At 71.2% G+C, this 20,660-nt stretch carries 24 protein-coding genes; 13 read left to right on the top strand and 11 right to left on the bottom strand.

Annotated features, from left to right (window positions below; translation table 11 throughout):
- Positions 1–28 precede the first annotated feature (28 nt).
- The gene (locus ACZ592_RS06855; protein ID WP_471580430.1) at positions 29–3,283 is read left to right on the top strand and encodes a tetratricopeptide repeat protein; all 3,255 of its coding nucleotides are present in this window, start codon (positions 29–31) and stop codon (positions 3,281–3,283) included.
- Positions 3,284–3,370: 87 nt separating this feature from the next.
- Here the strand turns inward: ACZ592_RS06855 and ACZ592_RS06850 are convergent, their stop codons facing one another.
- Positions 3,371–3,604, bottom strand: a complete 234-nt coding sequence (locus ACZ592_RS06850) for a hypothetical protein (protein ID WP_471580429.1) — start codon at positions 3,602–3,604, stop codon at positions 3,371–3,373.
- Entirely contained in the window at positions 3,597–4,478 is an 882-nt protein-coding gene (gene mca, locus ACZ592_RS06845; protein ID WP_471580428.1) for a mycothiol conjugate amidase Mca, read from the bottom strand. Before mca ends, ACZ592_RS06850 begins: the two co-directional genes overlap by 8 nt.
- 118 nt (positions 4,479–4,596) lie before the next feature.
- Here mca and ACZ592_RS06840 point away from each other — a divergent pair, with 118 nt between their 5' ends.
- From ACZ592_RS06840 to map, 3 genes are all read left to right on the top strand, one after another.
- Positions 4,597–5,016, top strand: coding sequence for a DUF4307 domain-containing protein (locus ACZ592_RS06840; RefSeq protein ID WP_471580427.1), 420 nt, complete (start codon positions 4,597–4,599; stop codon positions 5,014–5,016).
- A 190-nt stretch (positions 5,017–5,206) separates the two neighbouring features.
- Positions 5,207–5,704, top strand: a complete 498-nt coding sequence (gene greA, locus ACZ592_RS06835; protein WP_471580426.1) for a transcription elongation factor GreA — start codon at positions 5,207–5,209, stop codon at positions 5,702–5,704.
- A 192-nt stretch (positions 5,705–5,896) separates the two neighbouring features.
- Complete coding sequence (gene map / locus ACZ592_RS06830) at positions 5,897–6,670, top strand: type I methionyl aminopeptidase (RefSeq protein ID WP_471580425.1); 774 nt, start codon at positions 5,897–5,899, stop codon at positions 6,668–6,670.
- A gap of 30 nt (positions 6,671–6,700) precedes the next feature.
- On the opposite strand, the gene ACZ592_RS06825 is transcribed toward map, so the two are convergent.
- The 3 genes from ACZ592_RS06825 to ACZ592_RS06815 all read right to left on the bottom strand — a co-directional run bounded on the left by ACZ592_RS06825 (position 6,701) and on the right by ACZ592_RS06815 (position 7,992).
- Complete coding sequence (locus ACZ592_RS06825) at positions 6,701–6,919, bottom strand: hypothetical protein (protein ID WP_471580424.1); 219 nt, start codon at positions 6,917–6,919, stop codon at positions 6,701–6,703.
- 264 nt (positions 6,920–7,183) lie between these two features.
- Positions 7,184–7,777 carry a hypothetical protein gene (locus ACZ592_RS06820; protein WP_471580423.1) on the bottom strand — a complete coding sequence of 198 codons (594 nt, stop codon included), beginning with the start codon at positions 7,775–7,777 and terminating at the stop codon, positions 7,184–7,186.
- The gene (locus ACZ592_RS06815) at positions 7,774–7,992 is read right to left on the bottom strand and encodes a hypothetical protein (RefSeq protein ID WP_471580422.1); all 219 of its coding nucleotides are present in this window, start codon (positions 7,990–7,992) and stop codon (positions 7,774–7,776) included. Before ACZ592_RS06815 ends, ACZ592_RS06820 begins: the two co-directional genes overlap by 4 nt.
- 116 nt (positions 7,993–8,108) lie before the next feature.
- Between ACZ592_RS06815 and ACZ592_RS06810 the strand changes: the two genes are divergently transcribed.
- A complete protein-coding gene (locus ACZ592_RS06810; RefSeq protein WP_471580421.1) occupies positions 8,109–8,936 on the top strand; it encodes a helix-turn-helix domain-containing protein in 828 nt (275 codons plus the stop codon).
- Positions 8,933–9,148 carry a DUF397 domain-containing protein gene (locus ACZ592_RS06805; protein ID WP_471580420.1) on the top strand — a complete coding sequence of 72 codons (216 nt, stop codon included), beginning with the start codon at positions 8,933–8,935 and terminating at the stop codon, positions 9,146–9,148. The genes ACZ592_RS06810 and ACZ592_RS06805 overlap by 4 nt, the downstream gene beginning before the upstream one ends.
- A gap of 97 nt (positions 9,149–9,245) precedes the next feature.
- Here ACZ592_RS06805 and ACZ592_RS06800 read toward each other — a convergent pair whose 3' ends face one another.
- The 3 genes from ACZ592_RS06800 to ilvA all read right to left on the bottom strand — a co-directional run bounded on the left by ACZ592_RS06800 (position 9,246) and on the right by ilvA (position 12,624).
- Positions 9,246–10,115 (bottom strand): ABC transporter permease, encoded by an 870-nt coding sequence (locus tag ACZ592_RS06800; RefSeq protein WP_471580419.1) that lies wholly within the window; start codon positions 10,113–10,115, stop codon positions 9,246–9,248.
- On the bottom strand, positions 10,112–11,182 hold the full coding sequence (locus ACZ592_RS06795; RefSeq protein ID WP_471580418.1) for an ATP-binding cassette domain-containing protein: 1,071 nt from the start codon (positions 11,180–11,182) through the stop codon (positions 10,112–10,114). The genes ACZ592_RS06800 and ACZ592_RS06795 overlap by 4 nt, the downstream gene beginning before the upstream one ends.
- Positions 11,183–11,394: 212 nt before the next feature.
- A complete protein-coding gene (ilvA, locus tag ACZ592_RS06790; RefSeq protein WP_471580417.1) occupies positions 11,395–12,624 on the bottom strand; it encodes a threonine ammonia-lyase in 1,230 nt (409 codons plus the stop codon).
- Between the two features lie 157 nt (positions 12,625–12,781).
- On the opposite strand from ilvA, the gene ACZ592_RS06785 reads away from it, so the two are divergent.
- The 3 genes from ACZ592_RS06785 (at position 12,782) to ACZ592_RS06775 (ending at position 14,095) form a co-directional block, all read left to right on the top strand.
- Positions 12,782–13,300, top strand: coding sequence for a MarR family winged helix-turn-helix transcriptional regulator (locus ACZ592_RS06785; RefSeq protein WP_471580416.1), 519 nt, complete (start codon positions 12,782–12,784; stop codon positions 13,298–13,300).
- Positions 13,301–13,364: 64 nt separating this feature from the next.
- Positions 13,365–13,847: a sigma factor-like helix-turn-helix DNA-binding protein gene (locus ACZ592_RS06780; RefSeq protein ID WP_471580415.1), complete on the top strand. Its 483-nt coding sequence runs from the start codon at positions 13,365–13,367 to the stop codon at positions 13,845–13,847.
- The gene (locus ACZ592_RS06775) at positions 13,844–14,095 is read left to right on the top strand and encodes a hypothetical protein (RefSeq protein ID WP_471580414.1); all 252 of its coding nucleotides are present in this window, start codon (positions 13,844–13,846) and stop codon (positions 14,093–14,095) included. Before ACZ592_RS06780 ends, ACZ592_RS06775 begins: the two co-directional genes overlap by 4 nt.
- Before the next feature lie 24 nt (positions 14,096–14,119).
- Here ACZ592_RS06775 and ACZ592_RS06770 read toward each other — a convergent pair whose 3' ends face one another.
- On the bottom strand, positions 14,120–15,274 hold the full coding sequence (locus tag ACZ592_RS06770) for a cystathionine gamma-synthase (protein ID WP_471580413.1): 1,155 nt from the start codon (positions 15,272–15,274) through the stop codon (positions 14,120–14,122).
- A 101-nt stretch (positions 15,275–15,375) separates the two neighbouring features.
- Here ACZ592_RS06770 and ACZ592_RS06765 point away from each other — a divergent pair, with 101 nt between their 5' ends.
- The 4 genes from ACZ592_RS06765 to ACZ592_RS06750 all read left to right on the top strand — a co-directional run bounded on the left by ACZ592_RS06765 (position 15,376) and on the right by ACZ592_RS06750 (position 19,080).
- Positions 15,376–16,494 carry a hypothetical protein gene (locus ACZ592_RS06765; RefSeq protein ID WP_471580412.1) on the top strand — a complete coding sequence of 373 codons (1,119 nt, stop codon included), beginning with the start codon at positions 15,376–15,378 and terminating at the stop codon, positions 16,492–16,494.
- A gap of 95 nt (positions 16,495–16,589) precedes the next feature.
- Positions 16,590–17,252 carry a peptide-methionine (S)-S-oxide reductase MsrA gene (msrA, locus tag ACZ592_RS06760; protein WP_471580411.1) on the top strand — a complete coding sequence of 221 codons (663 nt, stop codon included), beginning with the start codon at positions 16,590–16,592 and terminating at the stop codon, positions 17,250–17,252.
- A gap of 549 nt (positions 17,253–17,801) precedes the next feature.
- On the top strand, positions 17,802–18,458 hold the full coding sequence (locus ACZ592_RS06755) for a ClpP family protease (RefSeq protein ID WP_471580410.1): 657 nt from the start codon (positions 17,802–17,804) through the stop codon (positions 18,456–18,458).
- Between the two features lie 13 nt (positions 18,459–18,471).
- Positions 18,472–19,080: a ClpP family protease gene (locus ACZ592_RS06750; RefSeq protein WP_471580409.1), complete on the top strand. Its 609-nt coding sequence runs from the start codon at positions 18,472–18,474 to the stop codon at positions 19,078–19,080.
- Positions 19,081–19,101: 21 nt separating this feature from the next.
- Here the strand turns inward: ACZ592_RS06750 and ACZ592_RS06745 are convergent, their stop codons facing one another.
- Together ACZ592_RS06745 and ACZ592_RS06740 are read right to left on the bottom strand one after the other, a co-directional pair.
- Entirely contained in the window at positions 19,102–19,524 is a 423-nt protein-coding gene (locus ACZ592_RS06745) for a helix-turn-helix domain-containing protein (RefSeq protein ID WP_471580408.1), read from the bottom strand.
- Positions 19,525–19,607: 83 nt separating this feature from the next.
- Positions 19,608–20,543, bottom strand: a complete 936-nt coding sequence (locus ACZ592_RS06740; protein WP_471580407.1) for a helix-turn-helix domain-containing protein — start codon at positions 20,541–20,543, stop codon at positions 19,608–19,610.
- Positions 20,544–20,660: the final 117 nt, after the last annotated feature.

Raw genomic sequence — 20,660 nt, 5'->3', positions numbered from 1 at the left:
ACCTGTTGATCTCGGAGGGGGAACCCATATGCGGGACAGCCATCGGGCCGAGGCCGAGCGGCTGTTGGTACGGGCCGTGGAGGAGGAGGTCAGGCGTTCGGGCGGGCGTGTCGACGGGAGCGTACTGCTCTCCCGGTCGCGCGGCGCGCTGGACGCCATGGCGCAGACGGCGGCCGAGGAGTACGGCGCGTACACCGGGGCGCTCGACGCGGCGGAGGCGGGACGGCTCAGCTTCGGGCAGCGCTACGCGCGCGAGGGGGCCGGAACTCCACTGCTGGTGGCGGTCGTTGCCGCGCTCGCGGCCGGCGTGTCCGACCTGTCGTTCGGCACGAGCGTCGGCACGGCCCTCGGCACCGGCGCGGTCGTCGCCGTGGCGGGCGCCGCGGCGACCGTCGTGAAGGTGACGGCCTCCCACGTCCCCGCGGCCAGCCGCCGCGCGGGCGAGCTCAGCAGGCCGGGCGGCCCCGAGCAGCTGCGGCTGCAGTGGCTGACGGCCCTGGAGGTGCGCGGCATCCGCCCCTTCCTCGACCAGCAGCGCGTCCTGGCCGCCTCGACGGGCACGCACACGGCGAAGAAGGCCGCGCCCCAGCTGCGCGGCACGGACAAGAGCGCGGCGGCACGGCGGCGCAACGTACTGCAGCAGTCCTTCACCCAACTCCCGGAGACCGCGGCCCCGTTCGTGGGCCGCAGGGCCGAGCTGGGGCGGATCGCGCAGTGGGTGCACGCGGCGCGCGCCAGCACCGACACCCGGCCCACGGTCGTCATGCTGCACGGCGTGCCGGGCTCGGGCCGCAGCTCGCTGGCGGTGCGGGCGGCACACGACCTGCGGGACCAGTTCCGCGGGGCGTGCGTGGTGGACCTGCGCGGCGACAACCCGCAGGAGAGCCCGCTGTCCACGCGCGACGCCCTGCTGCACCTGCTGAACCGTCTCGGCGCCCCGCGCGAGCAGCTGCTGTTCCGGGAGCGTTCCTCGCAGGACCAGCAGCTCAAGCGGCTCAGCGAGCTCTACCACCAGTATCTGACCGGCCTCCCGGTGACGATCGTGCTGGACGACGCCAGCGATGTCGAGCAGGTCCGCACGCTGATCCCGGAGCGCTCCGACAGCCTCGTCCTGATCACCGCCCGCGAGCCCCTGGAGCTGCCGGATGATCTGCTCGCCTGGGTGCACGCGCTGCCGGTCGACGCGCTGGACGCGGCGGGCGCCGAGGAGCTGCTGCGCGAGTCCGCCGAGGACCTCTCCGGGCCCTACGACGCCGATTCCACCGACGCCGTACGGGAGTTGTGCGGCGGCCTGCCGCTGGCCCTGCACGCGGCGGGTTCCTCGCTCGGCCCGCGGACGCCGCGCCGCCTCGCCGCCGACCTGGCGGCGTACGGCCCCGCCGACAAGGTCGCCCCGGTCGAGCGCGTCCTGTGGCTGCGCTACACCGACCAGTCCGAGCAGGCCCGCCGGCTGCTGCGCCGCCTCGCGCTCGCCGGGCGCGCCTCGCTGGGCGCGGCCGCGGCGGCGGCGCTGCTCGGCACGGACGAGCAGGAGGCGGCCCGCCAGCTGACCGCGCTGTCCCGCGCGGGTCTGGTCGACCTCCCCCGCCCCCGGGACGGCGTGGTCGAGGGCACCGCGTCGCCCGCCAACCGCTACCGCCTGCACGACCTGGTGCGCACCTTCGCCCTGGCCCGCCTCCTGGACGAGGAGGAGCCCGCCGAGCGCTCGGCCGCTCAGGAGCGGCTCATCGCCAGCTACGGCGAGCTCGCCGACACGGTGATCCGCCTGGTCGACGGGAAGACGTCCACGCGCGCCGACCGTTTCGGGCAGCACGGCTTCGCCTCCCTCGACGCGGCGCTGCGCTGGCTGGACGACGAGTCGACGTTCATCACGGCGGCGCTGCGGCACGCGGAGGGCGTCGACCAGCAGGCCGTGCTGAACCTCCTGGGCGCGCTGTGCGACTACTGCCTGCTGCGCGGCGACCTCTACCGCCTGGGCGAGATCAACGAACTGACGCACGCCATCGACCAGGGCCTGCTGGGCCGCAGCGTGCAGTGGCGCACCGGCATCGCGGCCCGTCAGCTCGGCGAGCTGGACCAGTCGCGCACGACGCTGAACTCCGTCGTCGACCTGTACTTCGAGGCCCACCAGGACGCGGCCGCCGCCCGCGCGCTCGGCTCCCTCGGCATCACGCTGCACCACCAGGGCAATCTGAAGGAGGCCGCGGCCCGCCTCACGGAGGCGCTCGACCTCCAGGCCGCCGACGAGCTGGCGGGCGACCGCGCCTGGACGCTGCACGCCCTCGCGGCCGTCGAACGGGACCGCGCCCACCTGGCGCACGCCCTGGAGATGCTGGAGACGGCGCTGGCCCTGCACCGCGACAGCGGCTCGGTGCACGGCGAGGCCTGGACGCACTTCCAGCTCGGCCAGCTCTGCCTGCGCAGGGGCGACGTACCGCGCGCGGAGGGCGAGCTGCGGGACGCCCTCGACCTGTACGGCCGTACCCGCGACCCGCGCGGCGAGGCCTGGGCCCTCACGCAGCTGGCGCGGGCCAGGCTGGTGGACGGCGACCCGTCGCCCGCGGTGGACGGCCTGCGCCAGGCGGTGTCCCGGCACCGCGACAACGACGACGCGCGCGGCGAGGCCTGGTCCCTGTACTACCTCGGCCAGGCCCTGGAGGAGACCGGCAGTCTGGACCAGGCGGTGCGGGAGCTGGAGCGGGCGCGCACGATGTTCTCCCGGATGCGGGACGTGTACGGCCTGGCGTGCGCCCGGCACCACTCCGCGCGCGTGACGCGCGACCAGCGCGCCGCCCAGACGGGCTCGCTGCGCAACTCCGGCTTCGCCCGTCAGCTCCTGGTGGACGCCCGCGCCGACTTCCAGCGCATCGGTGTCGCGCACGGCGAGGCCTGGACGTGCCTGGAGCTGGTGGTCGTGGACGCGGGCAACAATCGCACCCAGCAGGCGCTGGCCCTGTGCGACGAGGCCGTCGAGCTGTTCGCCTCGTACGGCGACCGCCGGGGCGGCGACTGGGCCCGCTTCCTGCGCTGCACGCTGCTGCCGTACGCCTCGCCGGGCGGCTGGGAGATCGGTACGGCGGTCGCCCAGGAGGAGCTGAACCAGCTCGACCGGGCCGGCCACCCGACCCGCGACGGCAAGCTCGCGGAGTACGTCCAGGCGTACGGCCTGCTCCTGGAGCGGGGCGCGGACCTGGAGACGGGATGGCAGGCATGGCGGCTCGGCATGGTGCCGAGCCGGCATGCGCGGGAGGTCATGGGTGTGGACGTCCCGCAACCGAGCTGAACCGCGGGCACGCCGGGGCCCGGCGTCAGCCGTACCGGGCCCCGGCGTCAGCCGCGTCGCCCCGGCGTCAGCCGCGTCGCTCAGGCGTCAGTCGCGTCGGGACTCCGCGTCCGGGGACGACTTCGCGGAGGCCTTCTCGGGCTCCTTGAAGTCGACCTTGCCCATGTGCCGGTTCATCGACTTCATCAGACCCCACACGGCCAGGGCCATCACCGCGAAGACGATGAAGCCCAGGACGCCGGGGGTCACCTTGTCGTCGTCGACCTCCTTGGCAAGAGGGACGAGATGCGTCAGTGCCAGATGTGCGTTCACGCTAGGCATTGTCGCGGATGCCCGCAAAGAGGTCGTCCTCGGGGAGGGAAGTATCGACGAGCGACTTCGCGAGCTCGTACTCCTCCGTGGGCCAGACCTCCTTCTGCAGCTCCATCGGCACGCGGAACCAGCCGCCCTCGGGGTCGATCTGGGTGGCGTGCGCGATCAGCGCCCGGTCGCGGACCTCGTAGAAGTCGGCGCACGGAACGTGCGTGGTCAGCGTGCGCTCGACCCGCTCGAACTCGTCCCAGCGCTTGAGCCAGTCCCCGTACGGCGATTCCATGCCGCGGTCGATCATCGCGTGGTGCAGCGCCTCGGTGCGCGGACGGTTGAAGCCCTGGTTGTAGTAGAGCTTCTGCGGCTGGAAGACCGGGCCGAACTCGCTCTCGGGGTACTTCTCGGGGTCCGCGGCACCTTCGAAGGCCACCATCGTGATCTTGTGGGTCATGATGTGGTCGGGGTGCGGGTAGCCACCGTTCTCGTCGTAGGTCGTGATGACCTGGGGACGGAAGGAACGGATCTGGCGCACCAGCTCGCCGGCCGCCTTGTCGATGTCCTCCAGGGCGAAGCAGCCCTCGGGGAGCGGCGGCAGCGGGTCGCCCTCGGGCAGGCCGGAGTCGACGAAGCCCAGCCACCACTGGCGGACGCCGAGGATCTCGCGGGCCTCGTCCATCTCCTTCTTGCGGACCTCGTGGATGTTCTCCTGGATGTAGGGGTCACCCTGGAGCTTGGGGTTGAGGATGTCTCCGCGCTCCCCGCCCGTGCAGGTCACGACGAGCACGTCCACCCCCTCGGACACGTACTTGGCCATGGTGGCCGCGCCCTTGCTCGACTCGTCGTCGGGGTGGGCGTGAACGGCCATCAGTCGCAGCTGCTCAGTCAAGACTCGTTCCTCAAGTTTTTTGGGGGCGCCCTCGGTCATCCGGCGCAACACGCGGCTTCTATAGTGACGGAACCGGGGGGCGGAAAATTCCGGCATCCCCTGTTCCTGGAGGACGATCATGGCGGCGGTGGGCTCGAAGCTCCCCGAGGGGCTTCCCGAAGGGCGGTACGGCCGCTCGCGCACGGCCGACGAGGCCGCCGACCGCAAGCTGAAGATCGTCGGCTCCGTGCTCGGCGTGATCCTGCTCGGCGTCATCGGCTGGTTCGGGTACGACTACATCAACGGTACGAAGGTCAGCGGCGAGGTCATCAAGTTCGACGTCGTCTCGGACCGTGCCGTCGAGGCCCATCTGGAAGTGCGCAAGGACAGTGACGCGCGGGGCTACTGCACGCTGCGCTCGCAGGCCGAGTCCGGCGACGAGGTCGGCCGCGCGGACTTCCGCTTCGACCAGCGCACGGACCGCGTCGACAAGGTCGTCACCCTGCGTACGACGGGCAAGGCCACGAGCGTCGAGCTGCTCGGCTGCCACTCCGACTGACTCCGGTCACCTTCCCGCACCCCGATGCGCCGGGCTCTACCGCGCTCACCTGCGTTGACGCAAGTCTGATGGCTTATGTCCTCCCCCTCGGGCGCCTGAATTGTTAGGCTCGTGGTTTCGCCCACCCGTGAAGGAACATCCTTCTGGGTAGGGCGATGCTTTGTATTCCCAGTACCTACGAGGAGCACCTGTGACCCAGACCAGCGAGAACGTCACCTGGCTGACCCAGGAGGCGTACAACCAGCTCAAGGCAGAGCTGGAGTACCTGTCTGGTCCTGCGCGCACCGAGATCGCGACCAAGATCGCGGCGGCGCGTGAGGAGGGCGACCTGCGCGAGAACGGCGGGTACCACGCGGCCAAGGAGGAGCAGGGCAAGCAGGAACTCCGGGTCCGCCAGCTGACGCAGCTCCTGGAGACCGCGCGGGTCGGCGAGGCGCCGGCGGACGACGGTGTCGTGGAGCCGGGCATGGTCGTCACCATCGCGTTCGACGGTGACAAGGACGACACCCTGACGTTCCTGCTCGCTTCCCGTGAGTACGCGAGCGCCGACATCGAGACGTACTCGCCGCAGTCCCCGCTGGGCACCGGCGTGCACGGCAAGAAGATCGGCGAGGAGGCGGAGTACGAGCTGCCGAACGGCAAGCTCGCCTCCGTGACGATCCTCGAGGCCAAGCCGTACAAGGCCTAGCCCGCACTTCGGGCTCTGGCTCATGACGAGGCCCCCGGCACCGATGGTGCCGGGGGCCTCGTCGTGTGCGCGGCACGGGAGCGGGTCGTGAAGGCCCTGAGGTCGAGACGTCGTGGCCGGCGCACCGACACCGATTCAAATACCGGTATAGTTTGACCGGTATAGTTGTTGGTTCCGCGAGGAAAGTGGCACATGATCGAGATCCTGAACCCGGCCCTGCTGGCCCGTGCGAAAGTCACCGGCGCCCTGGTCGCGGACATCCTGCAGACACTGAAGGGCCGGAGCACGGTCGGCACGAACCTCCTGGACATCGACCGGTGGGCCAAGGCCATGATCACCGAGGCGGGGGCGCAGTCCTGCTACGTCGACTATGCGCCATCCTTCGGACGCGGCCCCTTCGGCCACTACATCTGCACGGCCGTCAACGATGCCGTGCTCCACGGGCGGCCCCACGACTACGCGCTCGCCGACGGGGATCTGCTCACCCTCGACCTCGCCGTCTCCAAGAACGGGGTCGCGGCGGACGCCGCCATCAGCTTCGTCGTGGGCGAAGCGCGACCCGCTCAGAGCGTCGAGCTGATCGCGACGACCGAACGCGCGCTGGCCGCGGGAATCGCCGCCGCGGGACCCGGAGCCCGTATCGGCGACATCTCGCACGCGATCGGCACGGTCCTCGGCCAGGCGGGATACGAGATCAACACCGAATTCGGCGGGCACGGCATCGGGTCGACGATGCACCAGGACCCGCACGTCGCGAACACGGGGCGGCCCGGCCGTGGCTACAAGCTGCGCCCCGGTCTGCTGCTCGCGCTGGAGCCGTGGGTCATGGCGGACACCGCCAAACTCGTCACCGACGCCGACGGGTGGACGCTCCGCAGCGCGACGGGCTGCCGGACGGCACACAGCGAGCACACGATCGCGATCACCGAGGACGGCGCGGAAATCCTGACGCTGCCGAAGTCGTAGCGGCCGCGACGCCGGCCTGGCCCGGCGGCTCTAACAGCCCTTGCCGTTCCAGGTGAGCGCGAGGCCGTCACTCGACGAACGGACGGCCTGGAGGAAGCCGTACGGACCGACGTGCCGGGCGCTGTCCGGGATGGTCGCGCCGTGCACCTCGGCGAACTCCAGGGCGAGCTGGTAAATGCGCTCCCAGGCCATCTCGTCGGACATGGGCCCGGTGATGATCTGCGCATCCGGGCCCGAGGTGGTACTCACGCCCGTTCCCTGACACGCACGTTGGGACTCACGAGTCGTCTCTCCTCTGGTAGTCGTCGAGGTGCCCGCCGTGCTCATCGACCCACCACGCGATCCGGCAGTCGAGGCACGTGTACCGCCATCGAGGCAGATTCGTCTGGGGATCCCGCGCCTGAGCGGTGATGACGTGGCCGTCATGACACTGGGGGCACTGAACGAGCGGCCTGTTCGGGGGGCGCATGGGGTCAGTGTCCCATCGGCACCGGCGACGCCGGGGACGGTGCCTCAGTGGAGGTCCGGATCCCGCATGCCCCGCTGCCACACCTGCATTTCGCACATGTGGTCAAGTTCCGCGACGCAGGAGTGGCAGCCGTACAGATCCGCCTCGTTGCCTCCATGTGTGCGCGCCGGGCCCAGCCACCACACGTGCACGCCGTCGCGGCGGCAATAGAGCATGCAGAGGCCCACGAGGCGTGTCGGGTCCCGGCTCACCTGGCCGTGGGGCACGCGGTGCGGCGGCCGGTGCGCGGTCATCGGCTTCACCATCACCCACGGTCCGTAGCCCCTCAGTTCGAGCACCTTGCCGGCGAACGGGCTCTTCTGCCGTATGCCGAGGACTTCCCGGTACGCGCCCGCCACGATCACGTAGTCGCCCTGGCGAATGCTGCTCAGAGTGACCGGGACGGGGGCGGTTCCCTCCGGGGCCTGCGCGTCCCGCGCCAGTTCCGCGGGAACGCACGCGTCGGCCTCCGCGAGCCATCGCGAACCGGCCTCGTCCACGAGGTGCAGGGAGCGCCGCTGAGCGCCCAGCACCTTCGCGAAGCGCTTGCGCCGGTGGTCCCAGACGTCGGCGCCCTCTTCGAACTCGGGCCGGCTCACCGGAACGCCCTGCCGAGAGCCCTGGAGATCTGGTGAGCCCCGTGAAGCTCGACCCATCCCAGCACGATGCGGGGTTCCTCCTCGGCCCAGTCGACCCGCAGTTCGTGGGGCTCCACCCCGACGCCCTCGAAGGCCAACCGCAGTACCTCCAGGGCGTCTTGAGCCACGTTCCGCACCGGGCCCTGCGGGATCGCCATCCCGTCTTGGTTCGCCATCAACGTCCTCGGATCTGTGCGTCCTGCGTCACTGTGTGTGCTCCAGCGTGGACTCAGCGCGAGTAGCCTGACCAGGGCTTGATGTCCCAACCTGGAACTTGGGAAATGGAGGCCTCGTGCCCGCCCGATCACGGGAGTTGACGCCAGACAGAAGCGCAAGGCACCTGTTCGGCGCCAAGCTTCGAGCCCACCGCCAACAGGCAGGCATGACCCTGGAGGACCTTGCGTCCGTCGTCAGGTTCGGCAAGAGCTCGCTGGCGCGGTTCGAGGCAGCGGAGTCCATGATCCCGCCCGAACTGCCTGCTCGACTCGACGCGGCGTTCGGGACCGATGGCATTTTCGTGGAGCTGTACCAGTTGGCCCGGAGAGAGATCCACCCGGATCAGTTCCGGCGTCGAATGGACCTTGAAGCGAGAGCCCAACTCATCGAGGAGTACAGCGGGCAAATCGTCCCTGGCTTGGTGCAGACAGAGGACTACGCTCGCGCCCAGTTCGAGACGCACAACCCCAAGGCGGCGCCTGGTGAGATCGACGAGCTGGTCACCGCTCGCATGACCCGGCAAACCCTCCTCCACGGAGCGGATGCGCCCGACCACTCATTGATCCTCGATGAGGCGGTGATCAGGCGGTCGTTCGGCGGCCCTACGGTGATGCGGGAGCAACTGTCGAGGCTCGTCGACATGACCACCACCACCAGCATCATTCAAGTCCTGCCGTTCTCCAGCGGGGCTCACGGTCTCGTGGGGGGCTCGTTGACGTTGATGACCCTGGCGGACGGTACTCAAATCGCCTATGAGGAGAGCATCTCAACCGGAACGCTGCTGGAAGACAAAGCTATCGTCACGGAACGCCAGCGTGCCTACGATCGAATCAGGGCAGATGCTCTGTCGCCCCGCAAGACGGCGACGTTCATAAGGCAGGCAATGGAGGCACTACCGTCATGAGCAAGACCCCAGACCTCGGCTCGACAAGGTGGGTCAAGTCCTCTTACAGCGGCAATGGGGGCGGCAACTGCCTGGAGTGGGCGCCGGCCCGCGCCCACTCCTGCGGGGCCGTCGCTGTCAGGGACAGCAAGGTGCCGAACGGCGATGTCCTGGATGTGTCCGACACCGCCTGGGGCGCGTTCATCGGCGCCGTCCGTGCGCGAGAGGTCTGACCCCGTAGCCCCGCGCAGCCGAACGCCCCCGTCCCCGTGCCCTGGAACAGGGGCGTTCGCGTTGTCGGCCGGCCGGTCCGGCCGGTGAGGACTCGCCTCAGCCCGCCGCCCGCCGGTACTTCCGTACCGCCAGCGTGCGGAACACGATGATGATGACGAGCGACCAGATCAGCGACGCCCAGACCGGGTGTTCCATCGGCCACGCGCCCGTCACCGACTTCGGTACGCCCTCGATCGTGTTGCCGAACAGCTCCCGCGCCGCCGCCACCGTCGCACTGAAGGGGTTCCACTCGGCCACGTACTGGAGGAACTTGGGCATGCCGTTGACCGGGACGAACGCGTTCGAGATGAACGTCAGCGGGAACAGCCAGATCAGGCCGCCCGACGTCGCCGCCTCCGGTGTCCGTACGGAGAGGCCGATCAGCGCGCCGATCCAGGTGAACGCGTAACCCAGCAGCAGGAGCAGGCCGAAACCGGCGAGCACCTTGCCGATGTTCTCGTGCGTGCGCCAGCCGACGATCAGGGCCACGGCCGCGAGGACCGCCAGCGTCACCGCCGTCTGCACCAGGTCGGCGAGCGTCCGCCCGGTGAGCACCGCGCCGCGCGCCATGGGCAGCGAACGGAAGCGGTCGATGAGGCCCTTGTGCATGTCGTCCGCGATGCCCGCGCCCGCTCCCGCGGTGGCGAAGGTGACGGTCTGCGCGAAGATGCCGGCCATCAGGAATTCCTTGTACGCCTCCTTGCTGCCGGAAGCCGCCCCGGGAATGTTGATGGACCCGCCGAAAACGTACGTGAAGAGGACCACGAACATCACCGGCTGGATGATCCCGAAGAGGATCATTTCGGGGATCCGGGTCATGCGGATGAGGTTGCGCTTCGCGACGACCAGCGAGTCCCGGACGGACTGGCCGATGCCGCCGGCGGGCCTGGGCGCGATCGTGCGCACGGCGTCGGAGACGGTGCTCACTTGTCGGCCTCCTTCTCGGACTTCGGGGCGTCGGACTTCGGGTCGCCGGGCTCCGGGGCGCCGGGCTTCGGGACCGCGGACTTCTGGGCCTCGGCCTCGGCGCCCTCCCCGTTGCCCTCGTCCGTCAGTTCGGCCGCGTGGCCGGTGAGGGAGATGAAGACGTCGTCGAGGGTCGGGCGGCGCAGGCCGATGTCGTCGATCTCGATGCCGCGGGCGTCCAGCTCGCGGATGACCTCGGCGAGCAGCTTCGCGCCGCCCGTGACGGGGACGGTCAGCCTGCGGGTGTGCTCCGCGACGGCGACCTCGCCCTTGCCGAAGCCGCGCAGGACCTCGGATGCCGTGGCGATGTGGTCCCGCTCGTGCACCACGACCTCGACGCGCTCGCCGCCGGTCTGCGCCTTGAGCTGGTCGGAGCTGCCGCGGGCGATGACGCGGCCGTGGTCGACGACGCAGATGTCGTGCGCCAGGTGGTCGGCCTCTTCGAGGTACTGGGTGGTCAGGAGCAGGGTCGTGCCGCCGGAGACGAGCTCCTGGATGACCTCCCAGAGCTGCTGGCGGTTGCGCGGGTCGAGGCCGGTGGTCGGCTCGTCCATGAACATCACGGGCGGCGAGACGACGAGCGCCGCGGCGAGGTCGAGACGGCGGCGCATACCGCCCGAGTACGTCTTGGAGGGGCGGTCCGCGGCGTCGGCGAGGTTGAAGCGGTCGAGCAGCTCGCCCGCCCTGGCCTTGGCCTCCTTCGCCCGCATCTGGTAGAGCTGGCCGACCATCTGGAGGTTCTCGCGGCCCGTCAGGTACTCGTCCACCGCGGCGAACTGGCCGGAGAGGCCGATCGAGCGCCGCACTTCGTTGGGATGCTTCAGGACGTCGATGCCCGCGACGACCGCCCTGCCGCTGTCCGGCGTCAGGAGTGTCGTCAGGCAGCGGACCGCCGTGGTCTTCCCCGCGCCGTTCGGCCCGAGGAGGCCGAGCACGGTACCTTCCGGGACATCCAGATCGACGCCGTCCAGAGCCCGTACGTCACCGAACGTCTTCACCAGACCTTCGGCGTAGATGGCGCCTGGCATGTGGGTTCTCCCCTGATATGGGTGACTTCCTACCGAAATCTTAGATTTGCCGGGCCGCGCACGCCCGCCGGCCGAGTGACGCCCCCTTGGCGCCCGAGTGACCGGAGACACACCCTAACGCGATACATCGCGTTCGCTCAGCTGTTTTTCCAAAGACGGTCCGCAAGGACGCGTGGGTCCCCGACCCAGGGCGCCGGGGAGGCCCCGGCGCCTCAGCCGATGACCGTGTAGCCCGCCGCCCGCAGGGCCTCGCCCACCTCCGCGCAGTGCACGGGCCCCTTCGTCTCCAGGTGCAGCTCGACCTCAACCTCCGTCAGCCCGAGGCGCGGATCGGTCCGCACATGGCTCACGTCGAGAACGTTGGCGTCCGCCTCCGACAGCACCCCGAGCATCGTGGCCAGGGCCCCGGGCCGGTCCGTCAGGCGCAGCCGCAGCGAGAGGTAGCGGCCCGCCGCGGACATGCCGTGCCGCAGGATCCGCTGCATCAGGAGCGGATCCACGTTGCCGCCGGACAGGAGCGCCACCACCGGGCCCTCGAACGCCTCGGGGCGGCTCAGGAGCGCCGCCACCGGGCTCGCGCCGGCCGGCTCCACGACCATCTTGGCCCGCTCCAGGCAGAGCAGCAGGGCGCTGGAGAGCTCGTCCTCGGAGACCGTGACGACCTCGTCGACCAGGTCCTCGATCAGCTGGAACGGCACGTCGCCGGGGCGCCCGACCTTGATGCCGTCGGCCATCGTCGCCGGGCTGGGGATCGACACCGGGTGCCCGGCGGCCAGCGAGGGCGGATAGGACGCGGAACCGGCCGCCTGCACGCCCACCACCTTCACGTCCGGCCGCAGCGCCTTGACGGCGACGGCGATGCCCGCCGCGAGGCCGCCGCCTCCCACGCCGACCACCAGCGTGCGCACCTCGGGGCACTGCTCCAGGACCTCCAGGCCCACCGTGCCCTGGCCCGCGATGATGTCCGGGTGGTCGAAGGGGTGGATGAAGACGGCGCCCGTGTCGCGCGCGTACTCCTGCGCGGCGGCCAGCGTCTCGTCCACCACCTGGCCGTGCAGCCGCACCTCCGCCCCGTAGTCCCGCGTCGCGGCGACCTTGGGCAGCGGCGCGCCGGCCGGCATGAAGACCGTGGAGCGCACGCCGAGGAGCGAGGAGGCCAGCGCCACGCCCTGCGCGTGGTTGCCCGCGCTGGCGGCCACGACACCGGCCGCGCGCTCCTCGGGGAGCAGGCCCGCGATCCGTACGTAGGCGCCGCGGAGCTTGAAGGAACCGGTCCGCTGCAGGTTCTCGCACTTGAGGTGCACCGGCCCGCCGACCAGCTGCGACAGGTGCCGGCTGCCCTCCATCGCCGTCATCCTGGCCACTCCGGAGAGCATCTTCTGCGCACCGCGCACGTCGTCGAGGGTGACCGTCGGCAAGGAGTGAGGGGTGCGGTAGCTCATGACGTCGAGTCTGGCAGCCGACGCGCGAGTCCTCCTGGGATGACCAAGGGACGAGACCGTTCTCCCCGTAGGTTTTCGCAGCGCAGGTACGGTACGCCCCTCGGCCGCGTACCCTGGCCCCCAACCCACCGCCCTCGCATGAAGTGAGCCCCCGGCCATGCCCACAACTCCGGACATGACGACCGCCAGTGAACCCGCGCTCCTGGACAGCCTCCAGCACCAGGTCGCGGTCTTCGCACGCCGTGCGGAGCAGACCCGCCTCGGCGGCGTAGGCCAGGTCCGCAACTCCATGGACCGCGCCGCGTATCTGCTGCTCAACCGCCTGGACAAGGAAGGCCCCATGGGCGTCAAGGCGCTCGCCGCGAGCATGGGCATCGACTCGTCGACGGTCACCCGCCAGGTCGCCCCGCTGGTCGACACCGGGCTCGTCAAGCGCACCTCGCACCCCGAGGACGGCCGTGCCGTGGTGCTCCAGCTGTCGCCGCGCGGCCAGGCCAGGCTCGACGAGGTGCGCTCCTCGCGGCGCGAACTGATGGCCGAGCTGACGCAGGACTGGGACCCGGAGGAGCGCGAGAGCTTCTGCGCGCTCCTCACACGCTTCAATTCCGCCCTCTCGGCACGGCAGACGTCCCAGACGGCACCCGCGGGAGAGGTTTCGGCCACTCCGGAGTCTTGACCCCGGCCCCGCGTCTGGCCTCATATGAGACCGGGATCCCCCTTCCTTCCGTCCGGGAGGCGCGGTGCGAGAACGGCAGGCGCTCCAGAACGCCCGCCGTGCCCGGGAGTTCGAGGCGTTCGTCGCGGGCGCGGCAGGGCGGCTCCTGCATGCCGCGACGCTGCTCACCGCTGAGCCCACCGACGACAACCCACGCGCGCGCGTCCTGCTGACCGCGTCCCTCGCACACACGTACGCGGTGTGGGACAGGCTGCGCGGCGAGGACCCGTACGACCGCACCCGCCAGCAGGTCGCCCTCCGTTTCGCCCGCGGCGCCTGGCGCAGGCACCGCGGGCACGGCGGGGTCCTGGCCCGGCTCGGCCCTCAGGAGCGGCTGGTTCTCGTCCTGCGGATGTACGAGGGCGTGGCCGAGGAACAGACGGCCGCGCTGCTCGGCCTGCCCGCCGAACGCGTCGCGACGATGTGCGCCCGCGCGATGGCGACGGTCCTGCACCCGCCGCGCGGCCCCGCGCCGGCCCGGGCACTGAGCGGGGCGGCGCCGTCATGAGCAGGCACGAACGCAAGGAGGAGGCGATCAGGCGCCTCCTGGAGGGCTCCACGCCCCCCGTGCCGCCCGAACTCTGCGCGGACGCGGTACGCCGTGGCAGCCGGGCGCTGCGGCGCCGTACGGCCCTGCGACGGCTGTTCTGGACGCTGCTGTTCGCCGCGGCCGTGGCGTTCGTCGTGTGGGCGTCGGTCACCAGGCCCTGGGTGGAGCCGCCGTCGGACACGACTCCACCCCTGACACGCTGGTAGGGCCCGCGCGGGCCCCGGCGTGGACTAGCCCAGCGCCTGCTGCAGGTCGGCGAGGAGGTCGTCCGCCGACTCGATGCCCACCGAGAGCCGCACGAGGTCCGCGGGGACCTCCAGGGCGGAGCCCACCACCGAGGCGTGCGTCATGCGGCCCGGGTGCTCGATCAGGGACTCGACACCGCCCAGGGACTCGCCCAGCGTGAACAGCTTGGCGCGGTTGCAGACCTCGACGGCCGCCTCCTCGCCGCCCGCGACCTGGAAGGACACCATGCCGCCGAACGACTTCATCTGCTTGGCGGCGATCTCGTGGCCGGGGTGCTCCGGAAGGCCCGGGTAGAGAACGCGCGTCACGCGCGCGTGACGGCTCAGCATCTCGGTGACGCGGGTGGCGTTCTCGCTGTGCCGGTCCATGCGCACCGCGAGAGTCTTGATGCCGCGCAGCACCAGCCAGGCGTCGAAGGGCCCGGCGACGGCACCCATCGCGTTCTGGTGGTACGCCAACTCCTCGCCGAGCTCCGCGTCGTCGACGACGAGGGCGCCGCCGACGACGTCCGAGTGCCCGCCCATGTACTTCGTCATGGAGTGCACGACGACGTCCGCGCCGAGCGCCAGCGGCTGCTGCAGGTAAGGGCTCGCGAAGGTGTTGTCGACGACGAGGCGCACGCCGGCCTCGCGGGCGATCTGCGCGACCGCGGCGATGTCGGTGATGCCGAGCAGCGGGTTGGAGGGGGTCTCCACCCAGATCGCCTTCGTACGGTCGGTCAGCGCGGCCCGCACCGCCTCCGGGTCGGAGGTGTCGGCCACCGACCAGTCCACGCCCCAGCGCGAGACGACCTTGGCGAAGAGCCGGAAGGTGCCGCCGTACGCGTCGTTGGGGATGACCACGTGGTCACCGGGGCTGAGCAGCGTACGGAGGAGGCAGTCCTCGGCCGCCAGTCCCGACGCGAAGGCGAGTCCGCGGCGGCCGCCCTCCAGTGCGGCCAGGTTCTCCTCGAGGGCGGTGCGCGTCGGGTTGGCGCTGCGGCTGTACTCATAACCGCCGCGCAGACCGCCGACGCCGTCCTGCTTGTAGGTCGAGACCTGGTAAATGGGCGGGACGACGGCGCCGGTGAGGGGGTCGGCGGTGTTGCCCGCGTGGATCGCCACGGTCTCGAAGCTCTGCGTGCTGTGCGAGTCACTCATGCGGCCCGAGCGTAGTGCGCGCACGGGTCCTTCCGCCGGGTCGGTCCGGGTACGTCCGGGCAGGTTGGCCAATTGTCGGACGCGTCTGGTTCGCTTGTGTCATGGAGATTCTCTGGTTCCTGTTCGCGGTGATCATGATCGGTGCGGTGCTCGGGCCCGTACTGCTGCGCAGGCGCGGCGGAATCCGGCAGGTCGCCCCGGGCTCCCCGGACGCGGCGGACCCCGAGGACTACGGCTTCCTGCGCCAGGAGGAGCTGGACATCCGCATGCCGGGACCGGACGCGGATCTCCTCGAAGTACTCGACCTCGTCCAGCGCACGCAGGGGTGGCAGGCCGCCTCCCAGCTCCTCGCGGGCACGGAGACGCACGGCGAGCGGCGCTGGCAGCGCGTGCAGGCCTTCGCGGGCGCCGCCTCCCTCGAACTGCAGCAGCGGCCCGGCGGCGTCAGCGACAGCCCCGGTGGACAGTGGCTGCGGGTGTGGCGCGCGGAGGCGCCCAAGGACGCGGGCGGGGCCGCGGTGCACGCGGAGTTCCTCGTGCAGCAGGCGTGGCGCACGGCGGCACAGGGGACGGACGAGTTCCGGATCATCCTCGAAGAGGCCAAGGAGGCGTGCGCGCAGGCCGCGCTGCTCTCCCCCGGCGACCCCGTCCCGTACATCATCGAGCTCTCCATCGCGCGCGGACTCGCCTACCCCCGCGCGGAGTTCGAGCAGCTGTGGCTCAAGATCCTCGACCGTGCGCCCGCCCACATGGGCGCGCACCTCGCGGCGCTGCACTACTGGTGCGAGAAGTGGCACGGCACGCGCGAGGACGCGTACGGCTTCGCGGAGGCCGCCGCGGCCCGCGCGCCCCGCGGCTCCCTGCTCGCGGCGCTCCCCCTCTTCGCCGTGTACGAGCACCTGCCCGAGATCACGCTCGTCCGCGGTTTCTACGAGAGCGAGGTCGTCACCAAGGCCGTCGAGGGCGCCCTCTTCGCGGTGCACTCCGCGCGCGCGGACGACCCGATGCTGGCGCACGCCCGCCACCTCCTGGTCTTCTTCCTGGTCCGCAGCGAGCGGTGGGGCGAGGCCATGAACCAGCTGGTGCACGTGGACGGCCACGTCGGCGCGCTGCCCTGGACCCTCTCCGAGGACCCCGCCGCGGGGTACGCGGTGTACCGCGCGCTGGCCGTCGCCGGGTACGAGGCGAACGGCGGCAGCCCGGCCACGCTGTCCCACTGAGCCCCGCCCAGCCCCTCCCGGGGAGCGCGAGGAATGCGGGGAGCCGCACGCGCGTTCTCCTGAAGGATTCCTGTCACGCCCAAGGAGAGACCCTCATGATCTTCGGCCGCACGCCCGAGCTCCCCACCCCCGAGCAGGCCCTGAAGGGCCGGGCGACCCCGGAATTCGAGGTCCCCTCCCGGCACACGGTCCTCGGCAACGCCCTGCTCGGCCCCTACCCGGAGGGTCTGGAGGTCGCGGACTTCGCGCTGGGCTGCTTCTGGGGCGCCGAGCGCAAGTTCTGGCAGACGGAGGGCGTCTGGACGACGTACGTCGGCTACCAGGGCGGCTTCACCGAGAACCCCTCCTACGAAGAGGTGTGCTCCGGCCTGACGGGCCACACGGAGGCGGTCCGCGTCGTCTTCGACCCGTCCCAGGTCTCGTACGCCTCCCTCCTGAAGCTCTTCTGGGAGTCCCACAACCCGACGCAGGGCTTCCGCCAGGGCAACGACGTCGGTACGCAGTACCGCTCGGCGATCTACACGCACTCCGCCGCCCAGCAGACGACGGCAGAGGAGTCCCTGGCCGCCTATCAGAAGGTCCTGACGGCCGCCAACCACGGCACGATCACGACGACGGTCCTCCCGGCCGCGGACCGCACGTTCTGGCCCGCGGAGGCATACCACCAGCAGTACCTGGACAAGAACCCCGACGGCTACTGCGGCATCGGCGGCACGGGCGTCTCGTGCCCGATCGGAGTGGCCCGGGCCGAGGGCTGAGCCCTCCGGGCACCGCACCGTCGCATACGGCCCGGCGCCCCGGGTCGTGCGCAGGGCGATGAAGGCGACTCTGGCCGCCTCGACGACCTCCGCGGGGGCGATGATCGCCAACTGGTGGCGGATCTCGTAGGCCCCCGGCGCGAGGAAGCGCTCGCGGATCTCGCGCGCGTGCTCGTCACTTCCGGGGCGGCGCCGCCCGGCGCCCGCGCCGCCTCGTGGAACGCCGTGCGGACGCGCGAGAGCGCCGCCGTGTACTCCGCGTACAGCTGTCTCCGCGTCGCCGTGTCGCGCTCCTCGCTCTCGCGTCGCCATCCGGTCCGGTCGGCCAGGAGCGTCGCGCTGACGCCGATTCCCGCGCCCAGCAGCGTGCTTACCGGCGATATCCACTCCACGAGGCGCGACCCCAGTCGCTCCGCACCCGCCCCTCTGCCCTCAGCTCTGCCCTCAGCGAATCTGCCGCAAGCCGAGATCTGTGACAGCCGTCCTTCCTCGCGGCAACAGTGAAGGCAGAGCGCGGCGTTGGGGCCGCGGGAGTTCGAGGAGGCGTGTATGTCCGTACGTGACAGCGGGTGGGAGTCGGCGCGGCCGCGGGGTGAGGACGGGGAGAGCGCGCCCTCGCGGTTCGACGATCATCTCGCCGCTCAACTGCTCAACCAGCGCATCGTGTTCCTCGGGACACAGGTCGACGAGACGTCCGCCAACCGCGTCTGCGCGCAGATGCTGCTGCTGTCGGCCGAGGACCCGAAGACCGACATCAGTCTGTACATCAACAGCCCCGGCGGGTCCGTCACCGCCGGGCTCGCCGTCTACGACACGATGCGGCTCATCCCGAACGACGTCGCCACCCTCGCCATGGGGTTCGCCGCCAGCATGGGGCAGTTCCTGCTGAGCGTGGGCACCCGCGGCAAGCGGTTCGCGCTGCCCAACGCGCGGATCATGATGCACCAGCCCTCCGCCGGCATCGGCGGCAGCACCGCCGACATCGCCATCCAGGCCGAGAACCTGGAGTTCACGAAGCGGACCATCGAGCGGCTCACCGCCGAGCACACCGGGCAGAGCGAGGAGACCGTCTCGCGGGACGGCGACCGCGACCGGTGGTTCACCGCCGAGCAGGCCAAGGAGTACGGGATGGTCGACCGGGTGGTCGAGTCGCTGGAGGACGTGCGGCCCGCCGGGGCCAAGCGCCGTATCGGACTGGGAATCTGAGGGGTTGTCGGACATGAGCCAGTACACGATTCCCAGCGTCGTCGAACGCACCCCGCAGGGCGAGCGGACCTACGACGTCTACAGCCGGCTGCTCGCCGAGCGCATCATCTTCCTCGGGACGGAGATCGACGACGGGGTCGCCAACGTCGTCATCGCGCAACTGCTCCACCTGGAGTCGTCCGCCCCCGAGCGCGAGGTCGCCATCTACATCAACTCGCCGGGAGGTTCCTTCACCTCGCTCATGGCCATCTACGACACCATGAGCTTCGTCTCCGCGCCGATCTCGACGTTCTGCGTCGGCCAGGCCGCCTCCACCGCCGCCGTGCTGCTCGCGGGCGGCGACCCGGGCCGGCGGTTCGTGCTCGACCACGCGCGCGTGCTGCTCGGGCAGCCCGCGAGCCGCGGACAGCAGGGCACGGTCTCCGACCTGAGCCTGCAGGCCAAGGAGATGCTCCGGATCCGCTCGCAGGTCGAGGAGGTGCTGGCCCACCACACGCACCACGACGTCGCCACGCTCCGCGCCGACATGGACCGCGACAAGGTCTTCACCGCGCAGGAGGCCGTCGCGTACGGGCTCGCCGATCAGGTGCTCAGCAGGCGGAACCTGCCCGTCGCCGCCTGACAGCGGCGACGGGCCCGGGCCTCACGCGGCCAGGCGGACCTGCGCCTGGTACGACGGGTGCGACGGGTACGACGGCCTGGCCGGCCTCGCACGGGGGAGGCCGGCCAGCCGGGTCTGCGCCAGGGACAGCAGGTCCGGCAGGCGCAGGCCGAGCGCGCGGGCCGCGGCCGCGAGGACCTCCGAGGAGGCCTCCTTGCGGCCACGCTCCAGCTCGGAGAGGTACGGCATGGAGATCCGGGCGGCCTCGGCCACGTCCTTGAGGGTGCGCTCCTGCGCGAGGCGCTCGCCGCGCAGCACGTCCCCGACGACGTCCCGCCACAGCGGTTCCTTGGCCTCCGTGCCCTCCGCCGGGCGGGCGCCCGGCGGACGCAGAGGGATCACACGGGCTTCGTCCCGCTTCGGATTCGGCGACTTCTGCGGCGCTTGCGCCTCGTGGCTGCTCACTCCCCCAGCGTAGGAGCGCCGACGCCGCCCCGGCAGCACACGGCGTTCCGCCCCGCGCGAAACGTCTCGGCCCTCGCCTACGCCTACGCCCCCGACCGCACCGACGACGCGTCGCGCCCCCAGCTCGCCAGCAGCCGCAGCCCCTGCGCCGACGTCGAGTCCGGCTCCGCGTGGTACATGATCAGCGACTGGTCGCAGTCGTCCGGCAGCCGCAGCGTCTCGTACGACAGGGTCAGTTCGCCGACCAGCGCGTGCCGCATGCGCTTGACGCCGTGGCCCTTCTCCCGTACGTCGTGCGTGGCCCACAGGCCCCTGAACTCCTCGCTCTTCACGGAGAGTTCGCCGACCAGGGAGGACAGCTGCGGGTCGTTCGGATAGCAGCCCGCGTCCATGCGGAGGTAGCTGACGATGTCCGACGCCTTCCGCTCCCAGTCCACGAACAGCTCGCGCGAGCGCGGGTCGAGGAAGCAGATGCGGGCCCAGTTCCGGTCGGCCGGCGCGAGCTCGCCCCAGTCGCCGAAGAGCGCCGCCGCGAGCGCGTTCCAGCCGAGGATGTCGGAGCGCCGCCCCACGACGTACGCGGGCACGCCCTCGATGGAGTCGAGGAGCTGCTGCACCACGGGCCGCAGGTACTGCTGGCGCGCGGCCTTCTTCTTCTTGTGCGCCTTCGGCTTCGCGAGGTGCGTCAGGTGGGCGTGCTCGGCGTCGGTCAGCCTGAGCGCGCGGGCGATGGCGTCGAGCACCTCGCCCGAGACGTTGCGGCCGTTGCCCTGTTCGAGCCGCGTGTAGTACGCCACGGAGACCCCGGCGAGCTGCGCGAGCTCCTCGCGGCGCAGGCCGGGCACCCTGCGGTGCCGTCCGAAGTTCGGCAGGCCGACGTCCTCCGGCTGCAGCCGCGCCCTGCGGGTGCGCAGGAACTCGCTCAGCTCGGCCCGGCTGTCCAGCGGCCGCCCCTCGGGGCCCGCCGGGAGCGCGGGGCCCTGCGTGCGGCCGGCCGGGGCCTCGGGGATCTCGTCCATGTGTTCCAGTATCCCCGGTATCCGGGGTCGTACGACGGTGAGCCTGACCCCGCCAGTGGTAGGCACAGTGGTCGTAGGCAGAACGGGTGTCTGGGTGACACCGCAGGTCAGTGGCAC

The sequence above is a fragment of the Streptomyces sp. NPDC040622 genome, assembly GCF_055593965.1.
The sequence above is the reverse complement of the archived record's forward strand: the minus strand, read 5'-3'. Positions and strand labels throughout refer to the sequence as shown.